Source organism: Pacificoceanicola algae, from assembly GCF_049341065.1.
Lineage (GTDB): Bacteria > Pseudomonadota > Alphaproteobacteria > Rhodobacterales > Rhodobacteraceae > Pacificoceanicola.
The window spans coordinates 70,812-95,466 of sequence record NZ_JBMPIX010000007.1 but is presented as its reverse complement, the minus strand read 5'-3'; the positions used below and the strand labels follow the sequence as shown (position 1 = coordinate 95,466).

Below are 24,655 nucleotides of genomic sequence, written 5' to 3'. Positions count from 1 at the left end.
GGTTCGCTCTGAGGGAGTCACCATCATGTCTTTGTCCGACGCGGCCCGTGCGGTCCGCGAAAACGCTTATGTCCCTTATTCCCGGTTCAAGGTGGGCGCCGCGATGCGCAGCACTTCGGGGGCGACTCATGTGGGGTGTAACGTTGAAAACGTAGCCTATCCCGAAGGCACCTGCGCCGAGGCTGGCGCCATCGCCGCCATGATCGCCACAGGCGAGACCGAGATCGCCGAGGTTTATGTGATCGCCGACAGTCCCGCGCCGGTGCCGCCCTGCGGCGGCTGTCGCCAGAAACTGGCGGAATTCGCCAAGGGGGACGTGAAGGTGACCCTCGCCACCACCGATGGCGCCGAATTCGTGACCACCGTGGCCGAGTTGTTGCCCGGAGCCTTTGGCAAAGACCACATGGATCGCACATGACCGACGCCCGCCGCATCATCGCCCATCTGCGCAAAGGCGAAGACGTCTCGCCCTCGGATCTGCGCTGGTTTGCCAAGGGACTGGCTGATGGCAGCGTATCTGACGCGCAGGCCGGGGCCTTCGCCATGGGGGTCTGCCTGCGGGGACTGAGCGAAGAGGGGCGCGTCGCGCTGACCCTTGCGATGCGCGATTCAGGTCATGTCATGCAGTGGGATCTGGACGGTCCGGTCGCGGACAAGCATTCGACCGGCGGGGTTGGCGATTGCACCTCGCTTGTGCTGGCGCCCGCGCTGGCGGCCTGCGGCGTCTATGTCCCGATGATTTCAGGGCGCGGTTTGGGCCACACTGGCGGCACGCTCGACAAACTCGACGCGATTCCAGGCTACCTGACTTCGCCGGATGAACGCCGCTTTCGCAAGGTCGTGGCCGAGGCCGGTTGCGCCATCGTCGGGGCCAGCGCTGCCATCGCGCCTGCGGACAAACGCCTTTATGCTGTACGCGATGTCACCGGGACGGTCGAAAGCCTTGATCTGATCTGCGCCTCGATCCTGTCAAAAAAGCTTGCGGCGGGGCTCGAGGCGCTGGTTCTGGACGTCAAAGTCGGCAGTGGCGCCTTCATGAAACATGTGGACGAAGCCCGCGCCTTGTCTCGGGCCATGGTCGACACAGCAAATGGCGCGGGCTGCAAGACAACGGTGTTGATCACCGGAATGGATGAACCCTTGGCGCCCTCGCTGGGCAACGCCTTGGAGGTCGATGCTGCAATGCGCGTGCTCACCGGGTTGGATCAGGGTCCGCTGCATGATCTGTCTGTCGCGCTGGGCGCTGAGGTGCTGGAAAGCGTCGGCATCAAGGGCGGGGAGGATAAGCTGCGCGAGATCATCGCTTCGGGCGCGGCTGCAGAGCGTTTTGGCAAGATGGTTTACGGTCTTGGTGGCCCGATCAGTTTTGTCGAGGACTGGCGCCGCTTCATGCCCGAGGCCCCGGTGATCCGCGCGGTCGAGGCCGAAAGCTCCGGTCAAATCGCCAGTATCGACGGCGAGGCACTGGGGCTGGCCGTTGTTGCGCTTGGTGGCGGACGGCAGGTGGAAACGGACCAGATCAACCCGATGGTTGGCCTTTCCGAAGTTGTCCATCTGGGCGCCAAGGTCGAAAAGGGCCAGCCGCTTTGCCGCATCCACGCCGCCCGACTGGAAGAGGCGGACGAGGCCGAGCGCGTGATCCGCGCCGCCATCCGGATGGGCAAAGCCCCCAAGGTCGCGCCGCTCGTGCGGGAGCGCATTGCATGAGCCGTGCCTTTCTGGTCGTCATGGATTCCGTCGGCATCGGTGGCGCCCCGGATGCCGATCAGTTCTTTAACGACGATCAGCCGGACACCGGCGCATGCACCCTTGGCCATATCGCTGACGCCTGCGCGGAAGGCCGTGCCGAACAGGGACGCTCGGGGCCGCTGCATCTGCCGACAATGGCTGGCCTGGGTCTGTTCAATGCGCTTGAACTGGCCTCGGGGACCGTCAGGCCGGGGCTATGCCCGACATCTTTGTCAGGGCGGTGGGGCGCCGCGACCGAGGTGTCGAACGGCAAGGACACCCCGTCGGGCCATTGGGAGCTGGCGGGCCTACCGGTGCCGTGGGATTGGTACTATTTCCCGAAAACCGTGCCCGCCTTTCCGCAGGAGATCACCGATCTGGTGTGCCAGATCGCGGGTGTGGACGGCATCCTCGGCAATTGCCACGGCTCTGGCACCACGATGATCGAGCAATTCGGCGAAGAGCATATGCGCACCGGCCAGCCGATCTGTTACACCTCGATCGACAGCGTCTTTCAGGTCGCCGCACACGAGCAAAGCTTTGGTCTCGACCGTCTGCTGCGCCTTTGCGAAACCCTTGCGCCGCATTTGCATAAGCTTAGGCTGGGCCGCGTGATCGCCCGTCCATTTGTTGGCTCGCCGGGCAATTTTACCCGCACATCGAACCGCCACGATTATGCCATCGCCCCGCCGGGTCCGGTTCTGACCAACTGGGTGCAGGACGCCGGGCGCCGGGTCCATGCGGTGGGCAAGATCGGGGATATCTTTTCGATGACCGGGATCGACGACGTGCGCAAAGGCCCGGACGCCGCGTTGATGACCCATCTTTCCGATCTGATTGACGAGGCCGAAGAGGGCAGCCTGACCTTCGCCAATTTCGTCGAGTTCGACAGCCTTTATGGCCATCGCCGCGATATCTCGGGTTATGCGCGGCATCTGGAATGGTTCGATGCGGAGCTGGGCAAGCTGCTGTCGCGCCTGCGCGCAGGCGACATGCTGTTGATCACGGCAGACCATGGCAATGATCCGTCCTGGCATGGCACCGATCACACCCGCGAGCGGGTGCCGGTGGTGATCGCGGGCCTTGGCGCAGGAGAGATCGGGCAGATCGGCTTTGTCGATGTCGCGGCCAGCGTGGCGGCGTATCTGGGCGTGCAGCCGCAAGGGCCCGGGAAAAACGTTCTGTGACGGGACGCGCAGCCCGACATGGGCCAGAAGGACAAGACATGAACGAAGACCAGCTTCACCAGATCATCAATCTGCCCAAGACCGAATTGCACCTGCATTTCGAAGGCGGCGCGCCGCCTGCCTTCATCCGCGGGCTGGCCAAGGAAAAGAACATCGACCTCAGCCGGATCTTCAACGAGGACGGCTCCTACGCTTACCGCGATTTCGTGCATTTCCTCAGCGTTTACGAGGCTGCGACATCGGTTCTCAAGACGCCCGAGGATTTCGCCCGCCTTTGCACCGCCGTGCTTGAGCAAAGTGCAGAAAACGGCGTCGTCTATTCCGAAACCTTTCTAAGCCCCGATTTCTGCGGCGGCGGTGACGTCGCGGCTTGGCGCGAATACCTGCATGCCATCCGCGAAGCCGCCGAGGCCGCTGAAAAGTCCCATGGCATCACCCTGCGGGGCGTGGTCACCTGCATCCGCCATTTCGGCCCTGAACAGGCCAAGACCGCCGCGCTTTGCGCCGCTGAAACGGCGGATGATTGGCTGGTCGGCTTTGGCATGGCGGGGGATGAGAACAAGGGCAAGCAGCGCGACTATGCCTACAGTTTCGATATGGCGCGCGAGGCGGGGTTGCATCTGACCAGTCACGCGGGCGAATGGCGCGGCCCGCAGGAGGTGCGCGAGGCGGTCGAGGATCTGGGCGTGTCCCGCATCGGCCATGGCGTGCGCGCCATTGGCGATCTGGCGGTGGTCGATATGCTGGCAGAACAGGGCGTCACGCTTGAGGTCTGCCCTGGCTCCAATGTTTTTCTGGGGGTCTTTCCCAGCCTCGACAAACATCCCATCGAACAACTGCGCGACCGCGGCGTGAACGTGACGGTCTCGACCGACGATCCGCCGTTCTTTCACACAACCATGCGACGCGAATACGATGCCCTTGCCAAAACCTTTGGCTGGGACGAAGAGATTTTCACCGAACTGAACCGCACCGCTATGCAGGCCGCATTCTGCGATGCGGACACACGCGACGCGATCCTCAAGAAACTGGAGAGGCCATGACCGACCATCTGACCATCGTTGACCACCCGTTGGTGCAGCACAAGTTGACGCAGATGCGCAAGGTCGATTGCTCGACCGGGAAATTCCGCCGCTTGCTGCGCGAGATAAGCCTGCTGCTGGCCTATGAGGTCACGCGCAATATTCCATTGACGACCGAAACCGTAGAAACGCCACTTTGCCCGATGGAAGCGCCGGTGATCGCGGGCAAAAAGCTGGCGCTGGTCTCGATCCTGCGGGCTGGAAACGGGCTACTGGACGGGATACTGGAGCTGATCCCCTCGGCGCGTGTCGGCTTTGTCGGTCTATACCGAGATGAGGAAACCCTGCAGCCGGTCGAGTATTACAACAAGTTGCCCAAGGGGCTTGAAGAACGCTTGACCATCGTTGTCGATCCGATGTTGGCCACGGGCAACAGCTCGGTTGCGGCAATCGACATGGTCAAAGCGGCCGGGGCGAAGGAAATTCGCTTTCTTTGCCTGCTGGCCGCCCCCGAAGGCGTTGCCCGCATGAAAGAGGCACATCCGGATGTGCCCATCGTCACTGCCTCGCTGGATGAACGGCTGAACGAAAAGGGCTATATCGTACCCGGCCTCGGCGATGCGGGCGACCGGATGTTCGGAACGCGCTGATCCGAGGCATTTCGCCTTATTTGGAAATGTTTCGTGGCTTTACAGGTCCTTGTGTATCGGGCATGGTAAAGCCACCATCTGTGGGGGCAGACATGACTTTGAAATCCTTTACGATTATCGCCGTTATCGCAGCCAGCATGGGGATCGTTTCCTCGGCGGCGTTGGCACAAGGGGATATCAAGGCCATTCCGGCCAATTTTCCGCCTGAATCCTTCACTGGCAAGCAATTTGTCGACAACAACGGCTGCGTTTTCGTTCGGGCCGGTTTTGACGGCAACACGACCTGGGTGCCCCGCGTCACCCGCCAGCGCAAACAGATCTGTGGCCAGACGCCGACCTTTGGCGGAACGATGGCACGGGCGCCGGAGCCAAAGTCTGCCACGCCCATCGTCATCGCGGCACCTGATCCGGCGCCGATGCCTGCACCCGCGCCGCAACCCGCACCCAAGCCCGGCATTTCGGTGGCCAAACCCACCGGCAACATTCGCGTCATGCAAGGCACGGCCGGCGTGCTGGTCACCCCAGCGCCGCAGACTGCTGCCCGGCAACCCGTACCGGAGGTGCGCCGTGTACCGGCCTCCAAGCCAGTGATGGCACAGCCGCCGCGCATGGTTCGCCGCGTTCCCGCGCCGCCTGCTGCCCCCAAAGCCACGGCGCGTGCGATGCCCGTCCCCAATTACAGCGGGGCCTGCATTGACGGCGCCCGCACCCAGATTTCAAATGGCCAGACTGTGGTGGTGCGCTGCGGTGCTCAAGCTGCACCAAAAGTGAGTGTGGTCCGACGGGGCGAGGGCCAAAACGTCGATCACAGCAAAGGCTGGCAGGGCAGCGCGCTCAGCGGGTCGACCCGTATCGTCCCGCGCCATGTCTACGAACAGCAGCAGCACTCTCAGGTCGCCAGTGTGCCCAAGGGCTATCGCCCCGCTTGGGACGATGATCGTCTGAACCCGCTTCGCGCGCACCAGACTGTTGCAGGCTACATGGCGACCCAGAAGGTCTGGACAAATACCGTGCCCCGCCAACTGGCCTACAACGTGCGGAACCACAAGATAAAGGCGCCGGTGATCGCCTACCACGCCAAGGCAAAATATTCCGCGCCCGTGGTGTCCAGCAAGGGCAACACGCCGATCGTTTCCACTCGGTCGACACCGAAAGCCGCCGCCGCACGTTATGTCGAAATCGGCGTTTTCACCTCCGAGGCCAAGGCCAAGGCTGCTGCGTCCCGCTTGACCGCCGCTGGCCTTCCGGTGCGTTTTGGCAGCTACAAAAAAGGCGGCCAATCCCTGCGCCGCGTCATGGTCGGGCCCTATGCCACGACCGCTGCTCTGGGCAAGGCGCTGGCAGCTACAAAATCGGTTGGCTACGTACAGGCCTACCTGAACTGAGGCGCTTAGGGGGTTTCCGGCGCGGTCAAAGCCGGGCTGGGTCCCGAAAACCGCCAGATCGCATTCCGAGCGCTCTGATGCGTCGCTTGCGTCAAGAGTTCGATTATTTGTTTGATCGAAAGGCCTACGACCCGCAGATGCCTTGCAAGCGCACCCAGTCGGCATCGCTCAGCACTTCGCGGCTGCCATCTCCAGCGCGCGGGTCTGCTTCGATCAGGGGCAGGGTGCTTTCGCCGGTGATGTCGCGGGCATAGGCGTAGGGGGTGCTGCGCACTTCGGCCGTGGCAAAGGCGGCCAACAAGGCCTCAAAGCCCGGATCGCTTTCCTTTTCCTTCAACAATATCTCGGCATAGCTGGACAGGGTTTCATCCGGCAGAACACCAGTGGTGATCAACTTGAGGCTGGCGATCAGCCCGGCATGATCCAACAAATCGGCCAGCGGATCGCGTCCCCGAGCGCGGGTTTTCTCGGCCAGTACATAGCCGGCGGCAACATCCGCGTCCTCATGATCCTCGACGACCGACCGGTTCAGCACCACGATGCCGCCGGGCAAATGCGCGCTTTCGCTGACGCCTTGCGGCACAACGATCAAATCGCCTTCATGTCCGGGGCCAAGGATGCGCAGCGCCAGTCGGTCCAATGGACCCAGTGCTTCGGGCGCGCGGCAGGGCTGGCCAGTGACGCGGGTCATGCGGGCCATCAGGGCCTCGCCGATCTCGACGCGTTTGACGGGCGGGACAACCGTGACCGCGTATCTTTCAAGGGCGCCGGGCAGCCAGAACACCGCCGCGCCCGCAACCGCCGTACCAAAGCCAAGCCCAAGCATCAGCCGCAGCTTGCCTGGACGCGGGCGGCGTTTGTCGATTGCCTTTAGCAGACGGTCGATTCCCTGGATCATCAGCTCTTCGCCCTCGGGCAGTTCCAGCGTTTCGCCGGGATCGCCATCGGGGTTGTAAATCGCCGGGATCGAAGTGCCGTTTGACCGGTTCACCGCGGCAAGTGACCAATGCGCGAGCACGTCGCCCGCCGTCGACGTGATCGTCAGCGTTGCGTCGCCAAGCGAGACGATCACTTCGCGCCGCTGATCCTCGGGCGTCGCGCGCCACAGGCCAGTGGCCTCAAGCCGGTCAAATTCCTTCAAAGCTGTCATGTGGGGGCTGCTCTGCCTCAGTTTCGCCTGACGTTAGCACGCGGCGCGCAGCCCGACAATCTGACAGCGTTCGCGCCAGTGATACTATCTTAGGGTGTGTGTCGGCATTGATAATCTTGCAAAAGGAGATGAGTTGCTAAAAAATTCAAGTAACGGCGAGCAAAGGATAGACAGATGGCAAATTCGACCCGTTCCATCACACCGGAGCTGAAAAGCAGTGGCACACTGATGCGGCTGACCGCTGCCCCGATCGACAAGAACCTGCACGAGGCGTCTCACGCCACGCGGGCGGAAAACGCGACGCAGTCGTATATAGACCGGGTGCGGAATTACATCCCGCTCGAGGTCATCGCCTTTTTCATTTTCTGTAATGCCATGATCGACAACGGTGAGGAGCCGCAATTGCTGTGGTCGGGAAATGCCAGCCCGGATGACTATGTCGCCGTGGCAACGGTGTTGGTCTCGATTGCCGGGGTGGTCATCTATGTCAAAACCGCCGCTGACCAGGCGGGTACGGGAACTTGGATACTGCATGCGGTGGTCAGTACAATGGCCTTTCTGGTCTGGGCCTATGCCATCGGGGCCGAGGCCCTGCCGGTGTTGGGTATCCCGCAGGTGGCATCGGTTTCGGGGCTTCTGCTGGGCTCGTTCACGTTGTTCAGCGGGCTGGTTGTCCCGGTCAAGAAAGAGCCCGCCGCTCCGGCCTAGTCCGGGTTGGCTTGGCCGTTGCTCTCAAGTTCTTCGAGGACTTGAATGGCGCCGGCGATGCGCAAAAGCGTGGCGCGCAGCTCATCGGCTTCACGCTCCATATCCATCAGCATCTGCTTGCCTTTCTTCTGCTCGTCGCGCAGCGAGACAAGGCGGGTTTGGATCTTGTCACTCATCAAACAAGCTTCTCCTTTACCACACCATGCAGCCAGAGATCCCCATTGGAATTGAAAACCGCGAGGTTTTTCGAATTCTGCTGGATGATAAATTGGGTTTTGTAGATGTAAATATCCCAACCGTATGCAAATTTCAGAGCGACGGCCGCATTGTTCAGTTGCAGGGTTTTGGCCTCGAGCGAGCCGTTCACGTCCAGCGTGGCTTTGGGGCTGTTGGTGTTGATACCGACGTTCTTGGGGGCCCAGATCCGCAACGGTTTGTCGACGTTTGTTCCGGTTCCGATGGTTATGGCGTTGTTGTCTTCCTGAAAGAACATGATCGACAGGTTCTTTTGGTTGCGGAAATAGAACCAGTTGGTGGCTGCGCCAATGTGCCAATCGTTACCGAAGTGGATCTCGTTGCTGTTGACCGTTAGTTTCTTGTCGACCGTCAGATCGCCTTTGATCAGGGTTTTCGGCGTATTGATGGTCAGCGACCCCGGCGCATTGATATAACCGTCCGCCGGGTCCATCCCGGGAAGGCCGATGGCCGTGACATTCAGCAGCAAAACGATATCCACGTTCTGCTGGTTCACATTCTCAAGGCGGATCGTCAGCGGGTAGGCTCCGGGTTTCAGGCTGGTGGTGATCGAGAGCCCAAACTCCAGAAAGTCGTCGAACAGCGGATCGTCGTGTTGGCTGGCGTAATAAATGATGTCTCCATGCGCCTGCCACCTGTCCTTCTGAACGGTCGTGACAATTGGCGCGGTGCTGGGGTTGAAAAATGGCCCCATTGGGTGGCCGCGCCCAATGCCGGAAGGCGGCGGAAAGGCCGCTGGCGGAAAGGTGGTGTGCGTGGTCACGTCCTGTGTCGTCACGATCTTGCCCGACAGCTTAGCCGTGTCCCCGGTGTCGCCGGGGAAATGGAACGAGACCTTGGCCACATCGTCCTGCAACTGCCCCGAGGCGTTGGCCTTGATCGGCACCGGCGCGCTGGCGGACAAACGGATGCGAATGTCGTTGACCATAGGCGTTTCCGGTTGGCCGTTGACCAGCCGTTTGGAACTGATAAGCACATCGGCCGAGCTGAGCAGTTCAGCCTTGAACGATCCGGTGACGCCGGTTTGTCCGATCACCTGACCGGCGGGCACATTGGGGTAAAGCAGGCTCAGGTGGATGGTCCGGCGCCCTGACAATTGGGGGCCCCCTGCGACAGCGACATTGGCATAGGCCATCTCGACCCGGGTGCTGCGCGATGCTCCGGCGGCCGAGGCGGTCAGGTTGCTCAGCGCGATTTGCAGCTTTTCCCCCGGTTTCAGCGTGACGCCCTGTTTGTGCGTCAGTTCCAGCGAGGGGATGAAGGCCCCCTTGAGCCTGCCGAGCGTCCAGCCATCGCCGACGGTGATCTGGTCAATGTGGTTCAGCGCTCCGGGCCGAAAGGTCAGCACGAGGGACGAGCCATGCGCATCGCCGATCGAGATGTCATTCGCGCCAAGCAGGTTGGTCAGTTCCAGCATCAGCGTCTTGGGGCCTTCGCCGATGGTCAGCACGCTTTCGAGGTGCTCGTTCAACAACACCGCATCCAGCGTTGCGCGCGATATGGGGGCTATCCGTGTCATCTGGGGTCCTCGCGGTCAGGTGTTGGAGTCTTTGGTCGGAACAAGTCTGAGCCAGCCTTCGCGGGCAACGATCCGATCCTGGAAAACAGCGGTTTGCTGGGCGGGCTGAAGCCCCTTGGCGATTTTGCTCAGCAGCATCTGCGTGGCGGCGGTGCCAAAGCCATAACCCAACGGCGGGCTGTCTGGCGCAGCAGGCCCTTTCAGAAGGCCGAGGCCAGGCTGGGTTTCGGTGATCCATGCCTGCTCCAGCAAGGCGCGCCACATCAGATCGGCGGCTGCGAAGACGTTTGGTCCGGTCGTGGCATCGTCCCCATCCAACAGCCGCGCCACATTGCCCGAGGTGATCTGCATCCGCCCGGGCAAGGCGTGGCGCAGATCAGCCAGCGTGACGGTGGCCCGGCCGGATTGTTCATGCCAGAGGCCATCCTCGATCGCCAGCCAGGACCATGTCCTTCCGGCGATGCGCGGCAGCGGCAGCTGCATTCCCGATGGCGGGGTCAGAATGGGCATGGCCGCAAAAACCATTTCCAGCGCGCGCAGCGAAGGCATGAACTGATCCTGCGGAATTCGGATCGCTTTCGTTGGCAATATCCCGGTGGTGGCGTGGACGGGGCAACGCGGGTCCAACAGCAGCGTCAGGTTTTGCGGTGGCGCGTCAAAGCTGTGCCGGATGGTCAGTGGTGCCTTGGTCTTTGGGTCATAGGTCTGGATCGCCGGATGCGACGAGGCCGCGCTTTGTGGCGCGTACAAGGTGCCATGCGCGCCGTCCCGGTCTTCGTCCGCACGGAAATAGCCGACCAGCCCGTCGTTCAACTGGCCATACTCGCCCAGCCGGATCGGAAATTCGATGGCACCAAAGCCGTGATCGGCGTTGCCGCCCCCGGCGATCCGTTGGTTCAGCATTTGCTGCGATTGGTCCTGTGCGGGCGGGCCTTGCAGGGAGAGGTTCATAAAGGCCCGCGCCACGGCAATTGGCCGCCCAACCAACAAGGCTGCGGCGTTTTGCACGCTGTAGTCCTTTGGGTCGATCCGGCTGAGGCTGCTGTCGAATGTGTCCAGGAGCGTCTGCATGAAACTGTCCGAGCCATTGGCGGTGATCCAGCGCGCCACCCGCGCAAGGTGCGCGTTGGGGATCAGCCCCGGTCCGGCGGGAGCGGCGGCATTGCCAGGGGCCGGACGCCAGATGCCGGTGAAATCGATAATCCCCAGATGCTGGCCGTCTGCGTCATAAATCAGAATGTCGTTGTCCAGATTGTTCGGCACAACCCAACCGCAAAGCGGCGATGAGGCCGGGTGATCGTTGCTTTCGCGCAGATCACTGTCGGCGTCCAGCCAGCGAAAATCCAGCCGTGAGGGCTGCGCCGACCTTGGCGGCAGGTAGATGTCCAGCGCAGTACCTTGCCGCAACGTGGCCGCGGGCAGGACCTGTGCACCGGTTCTGCCTCCGGGATACCACGGCAGAAACTGGCCAAAGCTGTCGATGATCCGCCCTTCGGACAAGGCCAACCGAGCGGTGCGCAGTGGGATAAAGGGCGCCTCGGTTTCGGCGGACCAATAACCGTTGGCATTGCCCACATGCCGTCGCACCTGATCGGCGCGTGCCTTGTCGGCGTCAAACCCCAGCGGGTCGGCGATGGGAAGCTGTTCTTCCAGAAGCCGCATCAAAAGGCGCTGGTTGAACCCACCCAGCGAGGTGCTCGCCAATTGGCTTTGGCGTTTCGGGTCCAGCGCTTTGCCCAGTTTGGTCTGCACCGCTGCCAGCGCCTTTGTGGTCTTGCCATCCAGCGCGGGTTTTTCTTTCAGATAGGCGTCAAGCGCGGTTTGCAGCAGTTGCGGCCCATGCGCGTGAAGCAGGCTGCGCCCCTCGACAAGATAGGCCGTGGCCAGATCGCCGGGGCCGGTTGGTTGACGCAGGTCCAGATCGCAACGCTCTTCCGGCAGGACAAAGCCGTTGTCGATTACGCCCGGATCATAGCGCCCCTTGTCCGAGCGCAAATTGCTGCCCGGCAGATAAGCCTGAACCGAGGCCTGCCATTCCAGCACGATCGGGTTCCAGCTTTGAAAGCTGCCCTGGACGCGCTCGGCTATTTCCGAAAAGGCCGGGGTGCGCTGCGCGGCGATGACTTGGCGCAGGGCGTCAAGATCGCCAAGGCCTATGTCTGCGCGGGGCAGGGTGGCCGGGGAAAAGGCGATGCATTCCAGCCGCCCGTCCTTTCGCGCGCGCCCGTCCTGACCGTGGCGCGGGCTTTGCTTCAGCGCCTCGGCTTCGGTTGCGATGATGGGGTCGTTCGGCACGAAATAGCGCGGCCCGGCGACGGGCACCAGTTCGAGCTTTTGCGGATGTTTGGCATGGGCGACAAAGCTGTTCACGGCATCAAGGATCCGGATCTTTGCCTCGGCCAGACGCGCCGCGACCGAGCCTTGCCTGCCGGGGTCCAGCTCGGCGGCGGCGGCTTCGTAGGCGTCGACGCTTTGCACCAGAACCACGTCGCGCAGCAGATCGACGTCCAGCGCGAAATCGGCCCTGTCATCCAAAGGATAGCAGGCCCGCATATACAGCTGCCAGTCGGCATACATCTGTTGCCGCAGGCCATCTGCCGTATCGCGCGCGGCGTCATAATCGTCCTGCGCGATGTTCAGAAGGTTCAATTCCTGCGCCAGCCATTCCGGCAAGGTGGCCTGCGTTTCGTCGTGACGCGGCATCATTCCGGTGATCGGGTCCGACACCGCCGTTTCCGGCGGGCGCAGCGCCCAAGTGGTTTTCTTGCCCGTCGCGGTGAAGCCCGCGGCATGGCGGGTCTCACGCAGCTTGGCGCCATAATCGAGGTGATGATCCTTCATCTCGGTGTGAAAACTGATGGCCTCAAGACTCTGCTCAAGTGCGGTGTCACCGTCCGACAGAAAGGCCGCAATCGCCTCGGAGGTCGAGGTGCCCACGGTAACAGGCCCATCGACAGGCGCCGGTTTGCTGCCCTTGATGGCGGTGATCTGAATGCTGGCGTTGAAGGTCAGGCTGTCGCATTGGGCAAAGTTTTGCGCGGGGTCCGAAAGCGCCCAGCCAGTCTGATTTGCGAAGGCGATTTCCACGGCGCGGGCCTCGGCCTTGGGCCAGTTCTGGATCTGCGACATCGGCTTGGGAGGATCGTCAACGCTGGCCAGAAGCGAGGCAATAAACTGTTTCCTGTCTAACCCCTGCGGATCCAGCCTCTTCCAATATCCAAGGGGCGAGTCCTGATCGGCGGAATACCAGCCGATCACCTCATAACGCGTGTCCGCCAAGGGCAGGTCGGGGTCATGAAACCCGAAAACCGTGTGGCACCCGGTATACAGCGCCGCGAAGGTTGGATCACCATAGCCAACAGCTGTCAGCCCTGCGTCATAATCCGCCAGCAGCCCGTCGCTTTTGTCCGGCGGCACGGCCCCGGCAACCGGGTAACTGCGGCCAAGTCTGACATAGGGCTGCACCCGCCCGGTCCCCGGTTTGATCGGATAGCTTGTCGCCTCGCTGCCGGTGCCCCAAGGGTGGACAAAGTCGCTTTCGACGATCCATGCCGCGGCCAGCGTGTCAAAGCTGCCACCGGTCAGTTTCAGCACAGCCCAGCGGTTCGGGACTTTCGGAAACCATAGCCCGTCCCGCTCGACAAAGGCGGGATGGCCGGGGTTGCGCGTGTTGCCATGGGTCAGCGCGTCGGGCAGCGCCCAGTGCAGATGGGTGCCGGGCTGCAAAAGACGGTTGCTGGGCGACATCGGATCCTGCCGCATGGCGGACGAAACGTTGGCGACGTTGGAAAAATGGTCGCGCAGCGCGCCATCGCCGCTGTCGCCGAACCAAGGCGCTACCGCGATATCAAGTGCCGGGCCGATCACCGGCTCGGGGGCGTCCAGAACCAGTGCGTCAAGGTGCATGGGAACCAAAAGCGTTTGCGTCATCCTGCTCCCCTTTCAGACCGCGCGGCGAAAGCGTACAAGCGGCACGCCTTCCAGCATTTGCAGCGCAAATGTCGCCACATCGCCCGGAGTGCCCGCGCGCGCGCCGACCAGTTTCTTTGCCAAGGCGTCGATCTGCACCCGGCGGCTGGGCAGCAGGCCGCTCAGCGGTGGCGTTGCTCCGATATCGACGGTCATTTTTGGGGTCAAATGCTTGGTTTCCTTGCGCATGTATTCGGTGCCGCTGGCATCGTGGCGCGCTTCGAACCCGAAATGGACCGCCTGCGGGTGCAGATGCAGGTCCGCAGTGCGCACTCGTCCGGTAAACAGAACCAGCAACACGTCGCGACTGAGCCGTTCGAAACGCAGGATATCCAACGGCTTGGCCGTGGTTCCGACCGGATCGGCATTGGGCAGATCGACGCTGTAGGCATCGATCTCAAGATGCGGGAAATCGCTGACAGCGGCGCTGCGCAGCAACAAGCCGCTGGTCTCGTCCGGATACGCGAGCGACTTGCGCATATCGGCTTCGCGTTTGTGCTGGCCGCTGTCGCTGCGCCCGACCGACAAAGCGCCGTCACGTAGGCAATCCAGCCAAAACCGATCCACGTCGAAAAACCGCAGGCTGTTGGGCGGCAACATGCCCTTATCAGGCACAAGATAGCCAAAAGGCACGGACCGCAGTTCGATCAGGTTATGGGTGATCCACTGGGCCAGAGGCCCGGGCATCGGCGGCAGCGGGTCTGGTGTGAGGCCCGGAACCGGGTTCTTTGCCAGATGACTGGCCTGCGCATGGGCCCGTTTCCAATGATACAGGTCGGTGGCAAGCTCGGTCTGTTCCAGCATCAACAGCCGCCCCAGTTCCCACGCGCCGGAATAGGTCACGTCCAGCATGGCGAAATCGGGATCGAGCGTCAGAAACCCGTCAGAATGCTGCGCGGGCAGATGTGCCTTCTGGGCCGGGGTCGGATCCGGGGGCTCGCCCACCGATAGCGGGCTGCGCAGCCAAGCGGCAGAAACCTCGCCCCGGCGCATGTGATGGACAACCGGGACATAGCCCTTTTCATAGCGCAAGGCCGCGGCGGGCGGTGCGCCGTCCGGCGTCGACAGTGCAAAGGGCTCGGGGTGGCCATTGGGGCCCTGCGCCTGCATCAGCAGTTCCGCGAAACCGTGGCTGTGCTCGGCCTCGCAAAAGAACGTCCATTCGTGCAGGACCGGAAAGGTCAAAGCGCCAGTGGGCTTGTTGCCTTGGGCATAACGACCCTCGACCGAGATCAGGAACGCGTGGTTTTGCTGCGCAGGCACGGGCAGGTTCGCGGAAACCAGCGTGGCGGTTTCGGGTGCACCGGGCCCGTTCTTGGGGGTGACGCTGCGCACATGGGCCAGCCACTTGAGATCATCGAAGTCGGGCAGCAGATCGGCGACAAGCCGGGCGGGCAGGTCAAGCAGGTTGATCTGCGCCTCGGGGTCGGTGTCGTCCGCAGCAATCCCCTGAGCCGCCAACGCGCTGACCTTTGTGGTTGACCGCGCGGCTTGTGCCAGTTGTTTTTGCGACAGCACCAGCAGGACAAGCCAAGGCACGCCCGTGGCACCTTTTGCAGGCAACCGCTCCCAAGGGAGGCTCGTGCGCGTCAGCGTCACATGCGGCAAGACCTGATAGAACATGCCGCGCGCCGTGTTGGCAGGGAATTTCGCGGCAATCTCATCCGGGGGCAAGACCAACTGCGGCCCGGCCACCTTGAAGGTCAGCGAAGAGGTTCCGGTGACTGTTTCACCGCTGGCGACCGTAAGGGTCGAGGTTGCCGTGACGGTGTAGACGTCCGATGTCAGTGTCGGGATGTCATTGTCGTGAAAGACGAATTCGTCTTTTGGGTCCTGCTTTGGAGGCACCTGTCTTTCCCGCATCACGATATCCCCGCAATGGTTGGCGCCACGCGGAAATTCCGGGCTGTGGTCTCATTTGTCCCGGCCGTTTCAGGGGGCAGGCCCAGATCGCTCAGAATGCCTTGGCGGTTGTTCGCCGCGACGCTGCCGACCGCCGGATTGAGCGCCGTCGCTACAGGGACGCCGGTTTGCGTTTGCCGCACCGCCGGGGGCACGCTCGGCTGAAAATGTCCGGCAAATCCGGTATCGGGATGGATGTCATAGGCGCAATCCTCGCGGCTGATACTGGGCGGCGTAGGGGCGTTTGTCGGTACCGGTTTGGTTGCCGGGGTCAGCAGAACCCCGCCGCACCCGTTCAGTTGTGTCTTGTCGTGCAGGGCGCGGGTGCTGGAATAGCCCCACATCGCCGAAGGGAACCCCTTGATCAGGTCTTTGGCATGGAACCGATCCAGCGCATTGCCCAATGTCTTGGCTTGTATGCTGATCCTGATATCCGCGCTTTTCAGGGCCGCGACGTTCAGCGGCGCGCATCCCAAGGTGTCTGTTCCGCTGATCGCACCCGAGTTTCTTGTCAGCGCTGGCAGCACCGTATCGATCCTGATGCTAGGCGTCTTTGGGTTGATCACCGGGATCGGTTCAGCCCCGGCGATGGACTGCTCACCGATTTGCCCCCCGGCTATCGCCAGCCCCGGGGCAACCTTGGTGGTCTTGCTTGCCGCGTCGTAGGGCAGAAAACTTTTCAGAAAGTGATCCCATGTGATCGGCAGCGCGACGGGCAAGCTGTGGCCGAAGCTGACGCTAAAGCTGATCACGCTCCAATGCACCTTGGCGTGTCCTGCAAAGGATGGCCCCCAGACCGCAAGTTCCGCGTGGGCATGGGTGTGGAAAATCCACCAGCTCGCACGAATGTCCAGATAGGCCTTCGCATCGTAGTGATACGGCTCCCAAGAGATCAGGAAATCCACCCCCATGGTGAACGAGGCCGAGACCTTGCCAAAACTGGCCGAGGCCGAAAGCGATCCGCCCGCCATGAACATCGATGGCGTCAGCGCCATATAGGCCGAGCCTTTGACGTAGATGTCCGGGGTGATCTGATAAGTCAGGGCGATCCGCGGCACCTTGGGGTAATAGTCCGGAGCGGGGTACTGCGGATGGTATCCCCCTGCCGTCAAAACGAAATCGCCCGCGTTTTCAGGCCCGAACCACGAATAGAATGCAAAGCCGCCCGACAGGTGGCACAGGCTGGCGTAGACAAAGGAATTTTTGCCCAGCTCGGCACGGATCTTCAACTCGCCCGTCTTGGGACGGAAGCTGGCCACCAGATCAAGCTCGATCCGCGCCAGAGCAGGCGTGCCTTTCGGCACGATCGGCGGCATCTGATAGGTCGACACGCCAAGTACGTCGATCTCGACCTCGCGGCCAAAGGACACGACCAGCAGCGCGAAACTGTCGAGCAGCTTGAACGAGGTGAACTTGACCCCGATTGCGCCAAAATACTCGCCCAGTTGCGGGGTGATGAAATCGTGCAGACGTTCAAGCTCGTCGCCGATCTTGCCGGCTTTGCGTTTGTTTCCGCCCGACGCACCGACGGCATCGACGACAAAGGGAAAGCTCCGCACGCCCGAGACATCCGGCGCGGTGAACTTGCGGTTATAGCCAAAGCCCGCCGCCAGTCCTTCGACGAAAAAGAAGGCCGGGCCGCCCAAGGGTACGTTGAGCATACCATACAGGAACATCGACGGGGTCTTCTTGCCGCCGGTGTCGGCGATCATGGCGAAGCCGCCCAAGGCGCTGAGCGTAAAGGATTTCGTGCCCAGCGTCGCCTTGCCCAGATAATCGCCGCCAAGATTGGCAAAGGCCCCGGCAATCTTGATCGGGCCTCGTTCAAACTCCAGCCCCAGCCCTCGCAGATCGAAGCCCAGCGTTTTCGATGTCAGCCCATAATGCCCCTCGAGCCCGATCAGCGACAGGTCCAGCCCGGCGATGACCAGCCCGCCATCGAGCGCAATGCGAAGTGTCGGATCGGCGGCATTCTTGCGGTCCAGACCGATGCCAACCCGGTTCACCGTGACCGGCCCGAAACTGCGCTGCAGGTCTTTCCAATGCAGCGCCTCGTCGCCGTTTTTCGGGGCGGCAGGTTTGGCAAGATCGCCGGGCTTGGCCGGATCGCTTGTCAGAGGCAGGTCCAGCGGTTCGGGCGGGTGGCCGGGGGTCTTCAGGCTGATCCCCAGCGACGCCCGTTTGAGCGTTTTCGGCAAGTGTGGTCCATCCTTGCCGCGCAGGGTATTGAGCGCTTCGATATTCGCCGCCGACCAGGGGGCGCTGGGCAGGATCGGCGCAAGCGACAGACCAAAGCCCATGTCGCGCGGCATCAGATCGCCGACCAAGGGCAGATCGCCCAGCCCCGACAGATCAATGCCGCCGTCCAGATCGGCGGCGATCAGGAAACGGGTCTTGCCGGCCGAGGTCACCGCCGCCAAAAGCGCATCGCGCAGCGTGATTTGCAGCGAGGCATCGACCGGGGGCGCCGTAGACGCCGAGTCCAACTCGGCAAGCTTTGCCAGACTGTCCAGTTTCATGCTGACGCCGTTTTCACTGCGGAACTGCGCGGCCAGAACCGACTGGGTCTTTATCTTCGCGAAATCCACCTCAAAGGTCAGATCACCCAGCCTTAGCTGCGCCTTGGCGCTGGCGCCGTCTTTGGTCAGGTCAATCTCGAACCGGGCCGAGCCGGAGTTAAGTTCAACCGCCAATTCCAGCGATATTGACGCCTTGGCCGTGTCCAGTTTCAGCAGAACATCGCCCGAGACCGTCTGATTGGCAAAATTGCCGGGAACACCGAAATCTGTGATCTTGTGGCCAGTGCCCAGCACCTTTGCCGAGACGTCCTGCACAATCTTCGCCAAGGTCCCCGTGCTTTGCCCGCGCGCCTCGATTTGCCAGCCGGTTTCGGTCTTGGCACCTTTGAGGTGAAAGCTGGTCCTGCCGATGTCCACTTCGGTTTCCAGCGACCCGGTGAACCGGGCCTTGGGGCCCCCCGCATAGACAAGGCTCAGATCGGCCGTTTTCAGGGTTAGCTGGTGGAACTGGATCAGGTTGCTGCCCGCAATATCCAGTTGCAGATACTGGATGCGCGCCGCTGCAAATAGCGCCAGGCGGTCTAGCCGCGCCGCTTTATGCGGTGTCAGCCCGTGGCCCGCGATCAACCCGCCGGCATCCACGGCGTCAAAGGTCTGATCCAAAGCCGCCTGCGCTGCCTGTTCGGCGGCTTGGCGTCTTGCCGGAGTATCGGCCTGCAAGGCCGCATCGCGCGCGACCGCCACGCCGGGATCGTTTTGCAAAGCGCCGTCTAGGATCATCTCGGGCCATTGCAGCGTGACGTCGAATTTATGGGCTTGCACCGTGGCCTGGGCGGTGATGCTGCCGGACCACGCGCCCGCCTTGTTGAGAAAACCGAGCGAGGTCACCGACAGGGTCAACCCGTCCATCACCTGCCAATCGGCACTTTCAAAGGCCATTTGCAGCCTTGCGGTAAACACATCGCCCGCCTTGATGTGCAGCGTTTCAATGATGGCACCCCCAGTGGGGATGTCAGGCAGGGCGTGATCGGACCCAAACAGCTTGGTCAGGAAACCCTCGAGATTGGCCAGCGGCAGCGGCTTGATCAGCTCGATTTCCGTGGTTCCGCTGATCTTGAATGTCCCGGCCAGATCCTTCGCATAGGCCTTTTGCAGCTGGTCCAGACGGGTTTTGATATCAGCAAAACTCAGGGACATCATCAGCACCGGTTGAAGAGCACGACCGGCGGCACGCTCATTTCATATTTTTCGAACTCGCTGGCGGCGAGGCCGCGAATTTCGGATGAAAACTGCGCGGCCAGATCGACAATGGATTCCTGTCCGACCTCTTTGTTCGCACCAAAGTCGATATTCACCGAAAGCGGCAGCGCCTGTTTCAGCGGCAGCCCAAGGGAAAAGTAGGTCTTGGGGGTGGATTTCAGCGGGCTTTGAATGCGGTACCGAAGGCGCAGCGCGCTCAGGGTGTATTTGTCCTTTGAGACATCGTTCTGAAATCCCTGCATTCCGCCATAGCTCATGTAATCGAACAGGCTGATCGGAGCACCATCCGAGCCCATTGTCATGGCCGGCAGGGCCGCGGCCTTCATGCCATAACTTGCCTCAAGTATCAGCGCGTCCGAGGGGAACGCGGTCTTGCCATCCTCGCCCACCTTCGCATCGGCCAGCAGCGAGTCCTTCAGGAAGTCGCGCAGCGCCGGTGGTTGGCACCCCAGATGCAGGCAAACCCAGCTTTCAAAGGCTTTGGTTTGCGCATCCGGGGCATTGGTCCGGATCAATTCGCGTACCTGATTGGCATAGGAAATCAGCCGCGCGGATCGCACGGAAACCCCCATGCTCAGCCCGCTGACCCCCGGCTTGGGCCGCTTGGTTCTGGCACTGCCGCCCTCAAGATAGACCGTAGCGGCGCGGTAGATCAGCGCCCCGAAGCGGCGCTTGGCCAGCACTTGTTTGACGTTCCCGGCCTTCTTCTGATTGACCTCGTTGGCAACTTCCTTGTTCAGCTTGTCATCAACCGCTTTGACCCCGGTCAGGCCGAATTTGCATTCCACAGCGGCTTCAGCGGTCATTTGCAGGTAATCGACCTGGGTATCCTGAACCATCAGCATGTCGTTGGCGCCGCGCACCTGAAAGCGAAAGTCGATCTTCTGCCCCATGACATCTGCCCCGGCCTTGGCCGAGGTTTGCATCTTGGTGAAGACTTTGAATTCGCCTTTCACCCCGATTTCGGCGCCGTATTCGCGAGAGGTCAGGGCCAGCGCGGTTTCATCCGTCCGTTCCAGATGCGCCTTGTCGACCTTGGGCAGGGCACCCGCTTCGCGGACCGAGCTTGTCTTGTAGACGCGCTCTTCGAGAAATGCGTTGCGCAGGTCCGAAATCCGGTCTGTCGCGGTGCGCAGGGTCAGAACCTCGGGGTCTTTGGCGGATTTGCCCGCAGCGGTCAGCCTGCGAACTTCGGCGCTCAGCTTTTCGCGCAGGTCAAGCATCTGCTCGTCCAGCTTCATGTCCTTGCGCGCCATGAAAGCGTCGTAGATCACCTTGCCCGCAAAAACCAAAGGCGTGGCAAAGGCAAAACCGGCCAGCGCATATTCATACCCGACGCCGCGCCTCAGATCGCTGAGGGTCTTTTTGCCAATGGCTGTCAGGTCGTCCTGCTTTGCCTTGGCGATGTCCTTCATAGACTTCGAGCCCACCTCCCAGCCTGCTGCCTTGGCCAGCTTGCGTTCCTCGGCTTCGTTGTAGGTCAGGATATTGGCCAGCGTCTTTTTCAGTTCCAGCGCCAGAATGGCATCAACTGCGTTGGCGATATCCTGTCGCCTTGTGCCGGTGAAATGCTGCGTGCCAAAAGACACCAGCCGGGTGTTGAGCCAAGTGTAGGACAAGCTGGCGTCCGCCGAGATCTTGGCCGCGGCGATCTTTTCAAAGTCGTGCCCTGCGCCGATCCCGGCCCCTGCGGCAGCCTTCAGTGTCCAGTTGATGCCATCAAGCTGTGCCAGTGCGATGGGCATCTGCGCAACGCCCACGGCGGTCATGGCGCTGGGCAGGCGAAAGATCATGATCGCCGAGGTCGGCAGGCGGGCGGCGCTGAGTTTGAGCGTCGCGGCCGCCGTCAGGCCAACCGAGGCCGAAGCCGGGATCATCTTGGCCACGTCCAGCTTGGCATCGGCGCCCAGACGATACCCCGAAGCCCCCTGCGCGACAGCGCATTGCCCGTGAAAATCCGATCCTGCGGAATTGAACCGTTCATACACTGAAAGCGGCGGCACCCCAAGGCAGTCCGCCCCTGCCAGGGTCTGCATATACCCTGCAAGCGTATCTCGGGCGCCCTTGGTTCCACCTTTGTTGGTCAAACCAAGGGACTCGAAAAGTCCCATATGAAAATTCCCGGTTCAAATATAGCTTTCAACAAAACCGCAAATGGGCACTCGATCAACTAATAAGTGTCAATTGGTGAATATTTGCGCCCTAAGGTGAAAGATCCTCGGTTTCAAAAGACAGGAAAGGCGAGGGTGTCAGTCCCCCGCCTTTCGCGTTTTCAACAGGTCTGAATGGCGCGCGCTCAGGCCGTTTTGGCGATCTGGCGCAGCTCGAACTTCTGGATTTTCCCGGTCGAGGTTTTGGGCAATTCCATAAAGACGACCTTTTTCGGCGTCTTGAACCCGGCCAGTTTTTGCCGGGCATAGCTGATCAATTCGGCCTCGGTTGCGTCATGCCCGTCCTTGAGCTCGACAAAGGCGCATGGCACTTCGCCCCATTTTTCGTCCGGCTTGGCGACCACGGCGCAGAGCAGCACGGCGTCATGTCCCATCAGGCAACCCTCGACCTCGACAGAGCTGATATTCTCGCCCCCCGAGATGATGATGTCCTTGGCCCGATCGGCAATTTGCACAAAGCTGTCCGGGTGCTGAACGGCGATGTCGCCGGAATGGAAATATCCGCCTTTGAATGCCTCTTCCGTGGCTTTGGGGTTCTTGAGATAACCCTTCATCACGCCATTGCCGCGGAACATGATCTCGCCCTTTTCGACACCGTCGCGAGGGATCGGGGCCATTTGTTCATCGACGACGATGACCTCTTCCATAAAGGGCATGGCGACCCCCTGACGCGCCTTGATGGCGGCGCGGGCGTCACCTTCGAGCGATTCCCATTCGGCTTTCCAAGTGCATTCGGTCGCGGGGCCGTAGACCTCGGTCAGGCCATAGACCTGCGTGACGTTGAATCCCATCGGCTCGATCTTGGCCAGGGTTGCCGGGGCAGGGGGCGCGCCGGCGGTGAAAACCTCGACGATGTGATCAAAGGCGCGGCGCTGATCTTGCGGGGCATTGACCAGAGCGTTCAACACGATGGGGGCACCGCCGAAATGGGTCGCGCCTTCGTCGGCAATGGCGTCAAAGATTGCGGGCGCGGTGATGTCGCGGCAGCAAATGACTGTGCCCCCCAGCAGCGGCATCATCCATGTGTGGCACCAGCCGTTGCAATGAAACAGCGGCACAATCGTCAGATATTTGGGATGCAGGGTCATGCGCCACGACACGACCTGCCCCATGGCATTCAGATAAGCGCCGCGATGGTGATAGACCACGCCCTTGGGCCGCCCCGTGGTGCCCGAGGTATAATTGAGCGCGATACTTTCCCACTCATCTTCGGGCATGATCCAATCGTATTCGGGGTCGCCGGTCTGCAAAAACGCTTCGTATTCGGTGTAATGGCCGTGCCCATGCACCCCGGCGTGATCGTCAGCCACCTCGATGACCTGTGGCGCGGTGCCTTCCATGCGGTCCAACGCTTCGGCGAGGGTGGGCAGGAATTGCGGGTCGCACAGGACAACCTTGGCCTCTCCATGATCAAGGATATAGGCCACGGTATCCGGGTCGAGCCTTGTGTTGATGGCATTCAAGACGGCGCCGCAGGCGGGCACGCCGAAATGCGCCTCGGCCTGTGCGGGGATGTTGGGCAGGATCGTTGCCACAACGTCACCCGGTTGCACGCCCAATTTGGTCAGCGCCGACGCCAGCCGCGAGACGCGCTCGAAGTATTGCGCGTAGGTCTTGCGATGCGCGCCATAGACGACCGCCATGTGATCCGGCCAGATCCCGGCAGCGCGTTTCAGAAAGGACAGTGGCGTCAGAGGCACGTAGTTCGCGGTGTTCCGGCCCAACCCGGTTTCGTCTCGCATCCAAGCCATGGTTTTCTCTCCTTACCTTTTCGGGGCCGATAATGGTCAAGCTTGGGGCTGGTGGAAAGAGGGATTTCCGCTAGGGTGCGGGAATGATCATCTCGCCCGGGCGTTCCTATATTTTTGTGCATATCCCCAAGACCGGGGGGACCTCGATGGCGCTGGCGCTGGAAGATCGCGCACACCGCGACGACATTTTGATCGGCGACACGCCCAAGGCGCAAAAGCGGCGTGGCCGGGTCAAGAAATTGCGGGCCAGCGGGCGCCTATGGAAGCATTCGACTCTGGCCGATATCGACGGGGTGCTGACGCCGGATGAGATCCTGCAAATGACCTGTTTTACGCTGGTGCGAAACCCTTGGGATCGTATGGTCAGCTATTATCACTGGCTGCAAATGCAACGCTTTGATCACCGGGCGGTCACACTGGCGCAAACGCTCAGTTTTGCCGAATTCCTGAGCCACGACCACACGCAATCTTCCCTGCAAGCCTGGCCCTATGCGCGCTACATGACGGATGTCACCGGGCGCGAGCAGGCAGATTTCTACCTGCGTCTTGAACATCTGGACGAAGACCTCGCCCCGCTGGCCGCACGTCTTGGTTTTGACCTTGAAATGCCACACGCAAACCGTTCGAACCGGCGGGATTTTCGCAGCTATTATTCGAGCGACAAGGTTGATCTGGTTGCCCGGATCAGCGCCGCCGACATCGCGCGTTTTGGTTACCAGTTCGAGCCGTGATCAGCGGATCGGGTCGAACAGCGCGTCTTTCATCTTGCAGTCCTGCACTGTGTCGCGTCCGCAGGGGACCGGTTTCAACGACTTGGACAGGCAAAGACGGGCTTCCTGAATGCGTCCGGCCTGACAGGTGATGGTCAGCATATCCGGCTCCCATTCGGGATTGGCCTTGAGAAAGGCCTCTTCCACCACCGAGGCGGGCAGTTTCACCGGTTTGTCCAGCTTGCGAAACACCGCCGGGCGGGTCACGCTTTCATAGGCCTTGCGCGCCAGATCGTAGTAGGCCACCGGATCGAGTCCCGAACAGACGCCATGCCTTTTCCACTGGTACCAGGCCAGACCGGGGGTGCCCATGATGTCCGCCATCGAGGCGGTCAGGGCGCGCGATGGCTGGCGTTCGGTGGTGCGGCAATAGGATGGCCAGCCGCGGTTGTATTGCGGCCAGAGCCCGTGCAGGACCCAACCGAAATCGGCCGAAGCATCGCATTGCGGCGATCCGCGTCCGTCGCCTACCAGCGCGCACCATGTGGGCGACCATGACAGCGACATGACGTAGTAGTCGAATTCGCCCGCCTGCTCTCCCTCGGCCATCGCAGATACAGCTGTAAACAACCAGATCACCAACCAACGCATTTTCTCTTCCCTCTTTTGGTCAAGGCGACTATATAGCGCCCAGGTTTCCCTACAACGGCAACTTGTCCCGGATCGCCGGGACCGCCCTGGCCCCGGCCTTGGCGCGGGAAAGAGATAT

At 61.6% G+C, this 24,655-nt stretch carries 17 protein-coding genes; 8 read left to right on the top strand and 9 right to left on the bottom strand.

Annotation, left to right across the window (positions count from 1 at the left end; translation table 11 throughout):
- Positions 1-25: 25 nt before the first annotated feature.
- From ACOYQJ_RS12530 to ACOYQJ_RS12505, 6 genes are all read left to right on the top strand, one after another.
- Positions 26-418: a cytidine deaminase gene (locus ACOYQJ_RS12530; protein ID WP_422906365.1), complete on the top strand. Its 393-nt coding sequence runs from the start codon at positions 26-28 to the stop codon at positions 416-418.
- Positions 415-1,707 carry a thymidine phosphorylase gene (locus tag ACOYQJ_RS12525; RefSeq protein ID WP_422906364.1) on the top strand — a complete coding sequence of 431 codons (1,293 nt, stop codon included), beginning with the start codon at positions 415-417 and terminating at the stop codon, positions 1,705-1,707. The genes ACOYQJ_RS12530 and ACOYQJ_RS12525 overlap by 4 nt, the downstream gene beginning before the upstream one ends.
- Positions 1,704-2,915 carry a phosphopentomutase gene (locus ACOYQJ_RS12520; RefSeq protein ID WP_422906363.1) on the top strand — a complete coding sequence of 404 codons (1,212 nt, stop codon included), beginning with the start codon at positions 1,704-1,706 and terminating at the stop codon, positions 2,913-2,915. Before ACOYQJ_RS12525 ends, ACOYQJ_RS12520 begins: the two co-directional genes overlap by 4 nt.
- Positions 2,916-2,953: 38 nt before the next feature.
- Positions 2,954-3,958, top strand: a complete 1,005-nt coding sequence (locus tag ACOYQJ_RS12515; RefSeq protein WP_422906362.1) for an adenosine deaminase — start codon at positions 2,954-2,956, stop codon at positions 3,956-3,958.
- Positions 3,955-4,587, top strand: a complete 633-nt coding sequence (gene upp, locus ACOYQJ_RS12510) for a uracil phosphoribosyltransferase (protein ID WP_422906361.1) — start codon at positions 3,955-3,957, stop codon at positions 4,585-4,587. The genes ACOYQJ_RS12515 and upp overlap by 4 nt, the downstream gene beginning before the upstream one ends.
- 92 nt (positions 4,588-4,679) lie before the next feature.
- Positions 4,680-5,972, top strand: coding sequence for an SPOR domain-containing protein (locus ACOYQJ_RS12505; RefSeq protein ID WP_422906360.1), 1,293 nt, complete (start codon positions 4,680-4,682; stop codon positions 5,970-5,972).
- Positions 5,973-6,096: 124 nt separating this feature from the next.
- Here the strand turns inward: ACOYQJ_RS12505 and ACOYQJ_RS12500 are convergent, their stop codons facing one another.
- Positions 6,097-7,122, bottom strand: coding sequence for a hypothetical protein (locus ACOYQJ_RS12500; RefSeq protein ID WP_422906359.1), 1,026 nt, complete (start codon positions 7,120-7,122; stop codon positions 6,097-6,099).
- 174 nt (positions 7,123-7,296) lie between these two features.
- On the opposite strand from ACOYQJ_RS12500, the gene ACOYQJ_RS12495 reads away from it, so the two are divergent.
- Complete coding sequence (locus ACOYQJ_RS12495) at positions 7,297-7,830, top strand: hypothetical protein (RefSeq protein ID WP_422906358.1); 534 nt, start codon at positions 7,297-7,299, stop codon at positions 7,828-7,830.
- Here the strand turns inward: ACOYQJ_RS12495 and ACOYQJ_RS12490 are convergent.
- The 7 genes from ACOYQJ_RS12490 to ACOYQJ_RS12460 form a co-directional block, all read right to left on the bottom strand.
- Complete coding sequence (locus ACOYQJ_RS12490; RefSeq protein ID WP_422906357.1) at positions 7,827-8,006, bottom strand: hypothetical protein; 180 nt, start codon at positions 8,004-8,006, stop codon at positions 7,827-7,829. The two genes, ACOYQJ_RS12495 and ACOYQJ_RS12490, sit on opposite strands and share 4 nt — an antisense overlap.
- Positions 8,006-9,604: a hypothetical protein gene (locus ACOYQJ_RS12485; RefSeq protein ID WP_422906356.1), complete on the bottom strand. Its 1,599-nt coding sequence runs from the start codon at positions 9,602-9,604 to the stop codon at positions 8,006-8,008. The genes ACOYQJ_RS12490 and ACOYQJ_RS12485 overlap by 1 nt, the downstream gene beginning before the upstream one ends.
- Positions 9,605-9,619: 15 nt before the next feature.
- Positions 9,620-13,534 carry a hypothetical protein gene (locus ACOYQJ_RS12480; RefSeq protein WP_422906355.1) on the bottom strand — a complete coding sequence of 1,305 codons (3,915 nt, stop codon included), beginning with the start codon at positions 13,532-13,534 and terminating at the stop codon, positions 9,620-9,622.
- A 12-nt stretch (positions 13,535-13,546) separates the two neighbouring features.
- Positions 13,547-15,436, bottom strand: coding sequence for a hypothetical protein (locus ACOYQJ_RS12475; RefSeq protein ID WP_422906354.1), 1,890 nt, complete (start codon positions 15,434-15,436; stop codon positions 13,547-13,549).
- Positions 15,436-19,191: a DUF6603 domain-containing protein gene (locus tag ACOYQJ_RS12470; RefSeq protein ID WP_422906353.1), complete on the bottom strand. Its 3,756-nt coding sequence runs from the start codon at positions 19,189-19,191 to the stop codon at positions 15,436-15,438. Before ACOYQJ_RS12470 ends, ACOYQJ_RS12475 begins: the two co-directional genes overlap by 1 nt.
- 2 nt (positions 19,192-19,193) lie before the next feature.
- Positions 19,194-21,365: a hypothetical protein gene (locus ACOYQJ_RS12465; protein WP_422906352.1), complete on the bottom strand. Its 2,172-nt coding sequence runs from the start codon at positions 21,363-21,365 to the stop codon at positions 19,194-19,196.
- A gap of 185 nt (positions 21,366-21,550) precedes the next feature.
- The gene (locus ACOYQJ_RS12460; RefSeq protein ID WP_422906351.1) at positions 21,551-23,176 is read right to left on the bottom strand and encodes an AMP-binding protein; all 1,626 of its coding nucleotides are present in this window, start codon (positions 23,174-23,176) and stop codon (positions 21,551-21,553) included.
- 83 nt (positions 23,177-23,259) lie between these two features.
- Here ACOYQJ_RS12460 and ACOYQJ_RS12455 point away from each other — a divergent pair, with 83 nt between their 5' ends.
- Positions 23,260-23,907 (top strand): sulfotransferase family 2 domain-containing protein, encoded by a 648-nt coding sequence (locus ACOYQJ_RS12455; RefSeq protein ID WP_422906350.1) that lies wholly within the window; start codon positions 23,260-23,262, stop codon positions 23,905-23,907.
- Here ACOYQJ_RS12455 and ACOYQJ_RS12450 read toward each other — a convergent pair whose 3' ends face one another.
- Positions 23,908-24,537, bottom strand: a complete 630-nt coding sequence (locus tag ACOYQJ_RS12450) for a ribonuclease T2 family protein (RefSeq protein ID WP_422906349.1) — start codon at positions 24,535-24,537, stop codon at positions 23,908-23,910.
- Between the last annotated feature and the right edge of the window lie 118 nt (positions 24,538-24,655).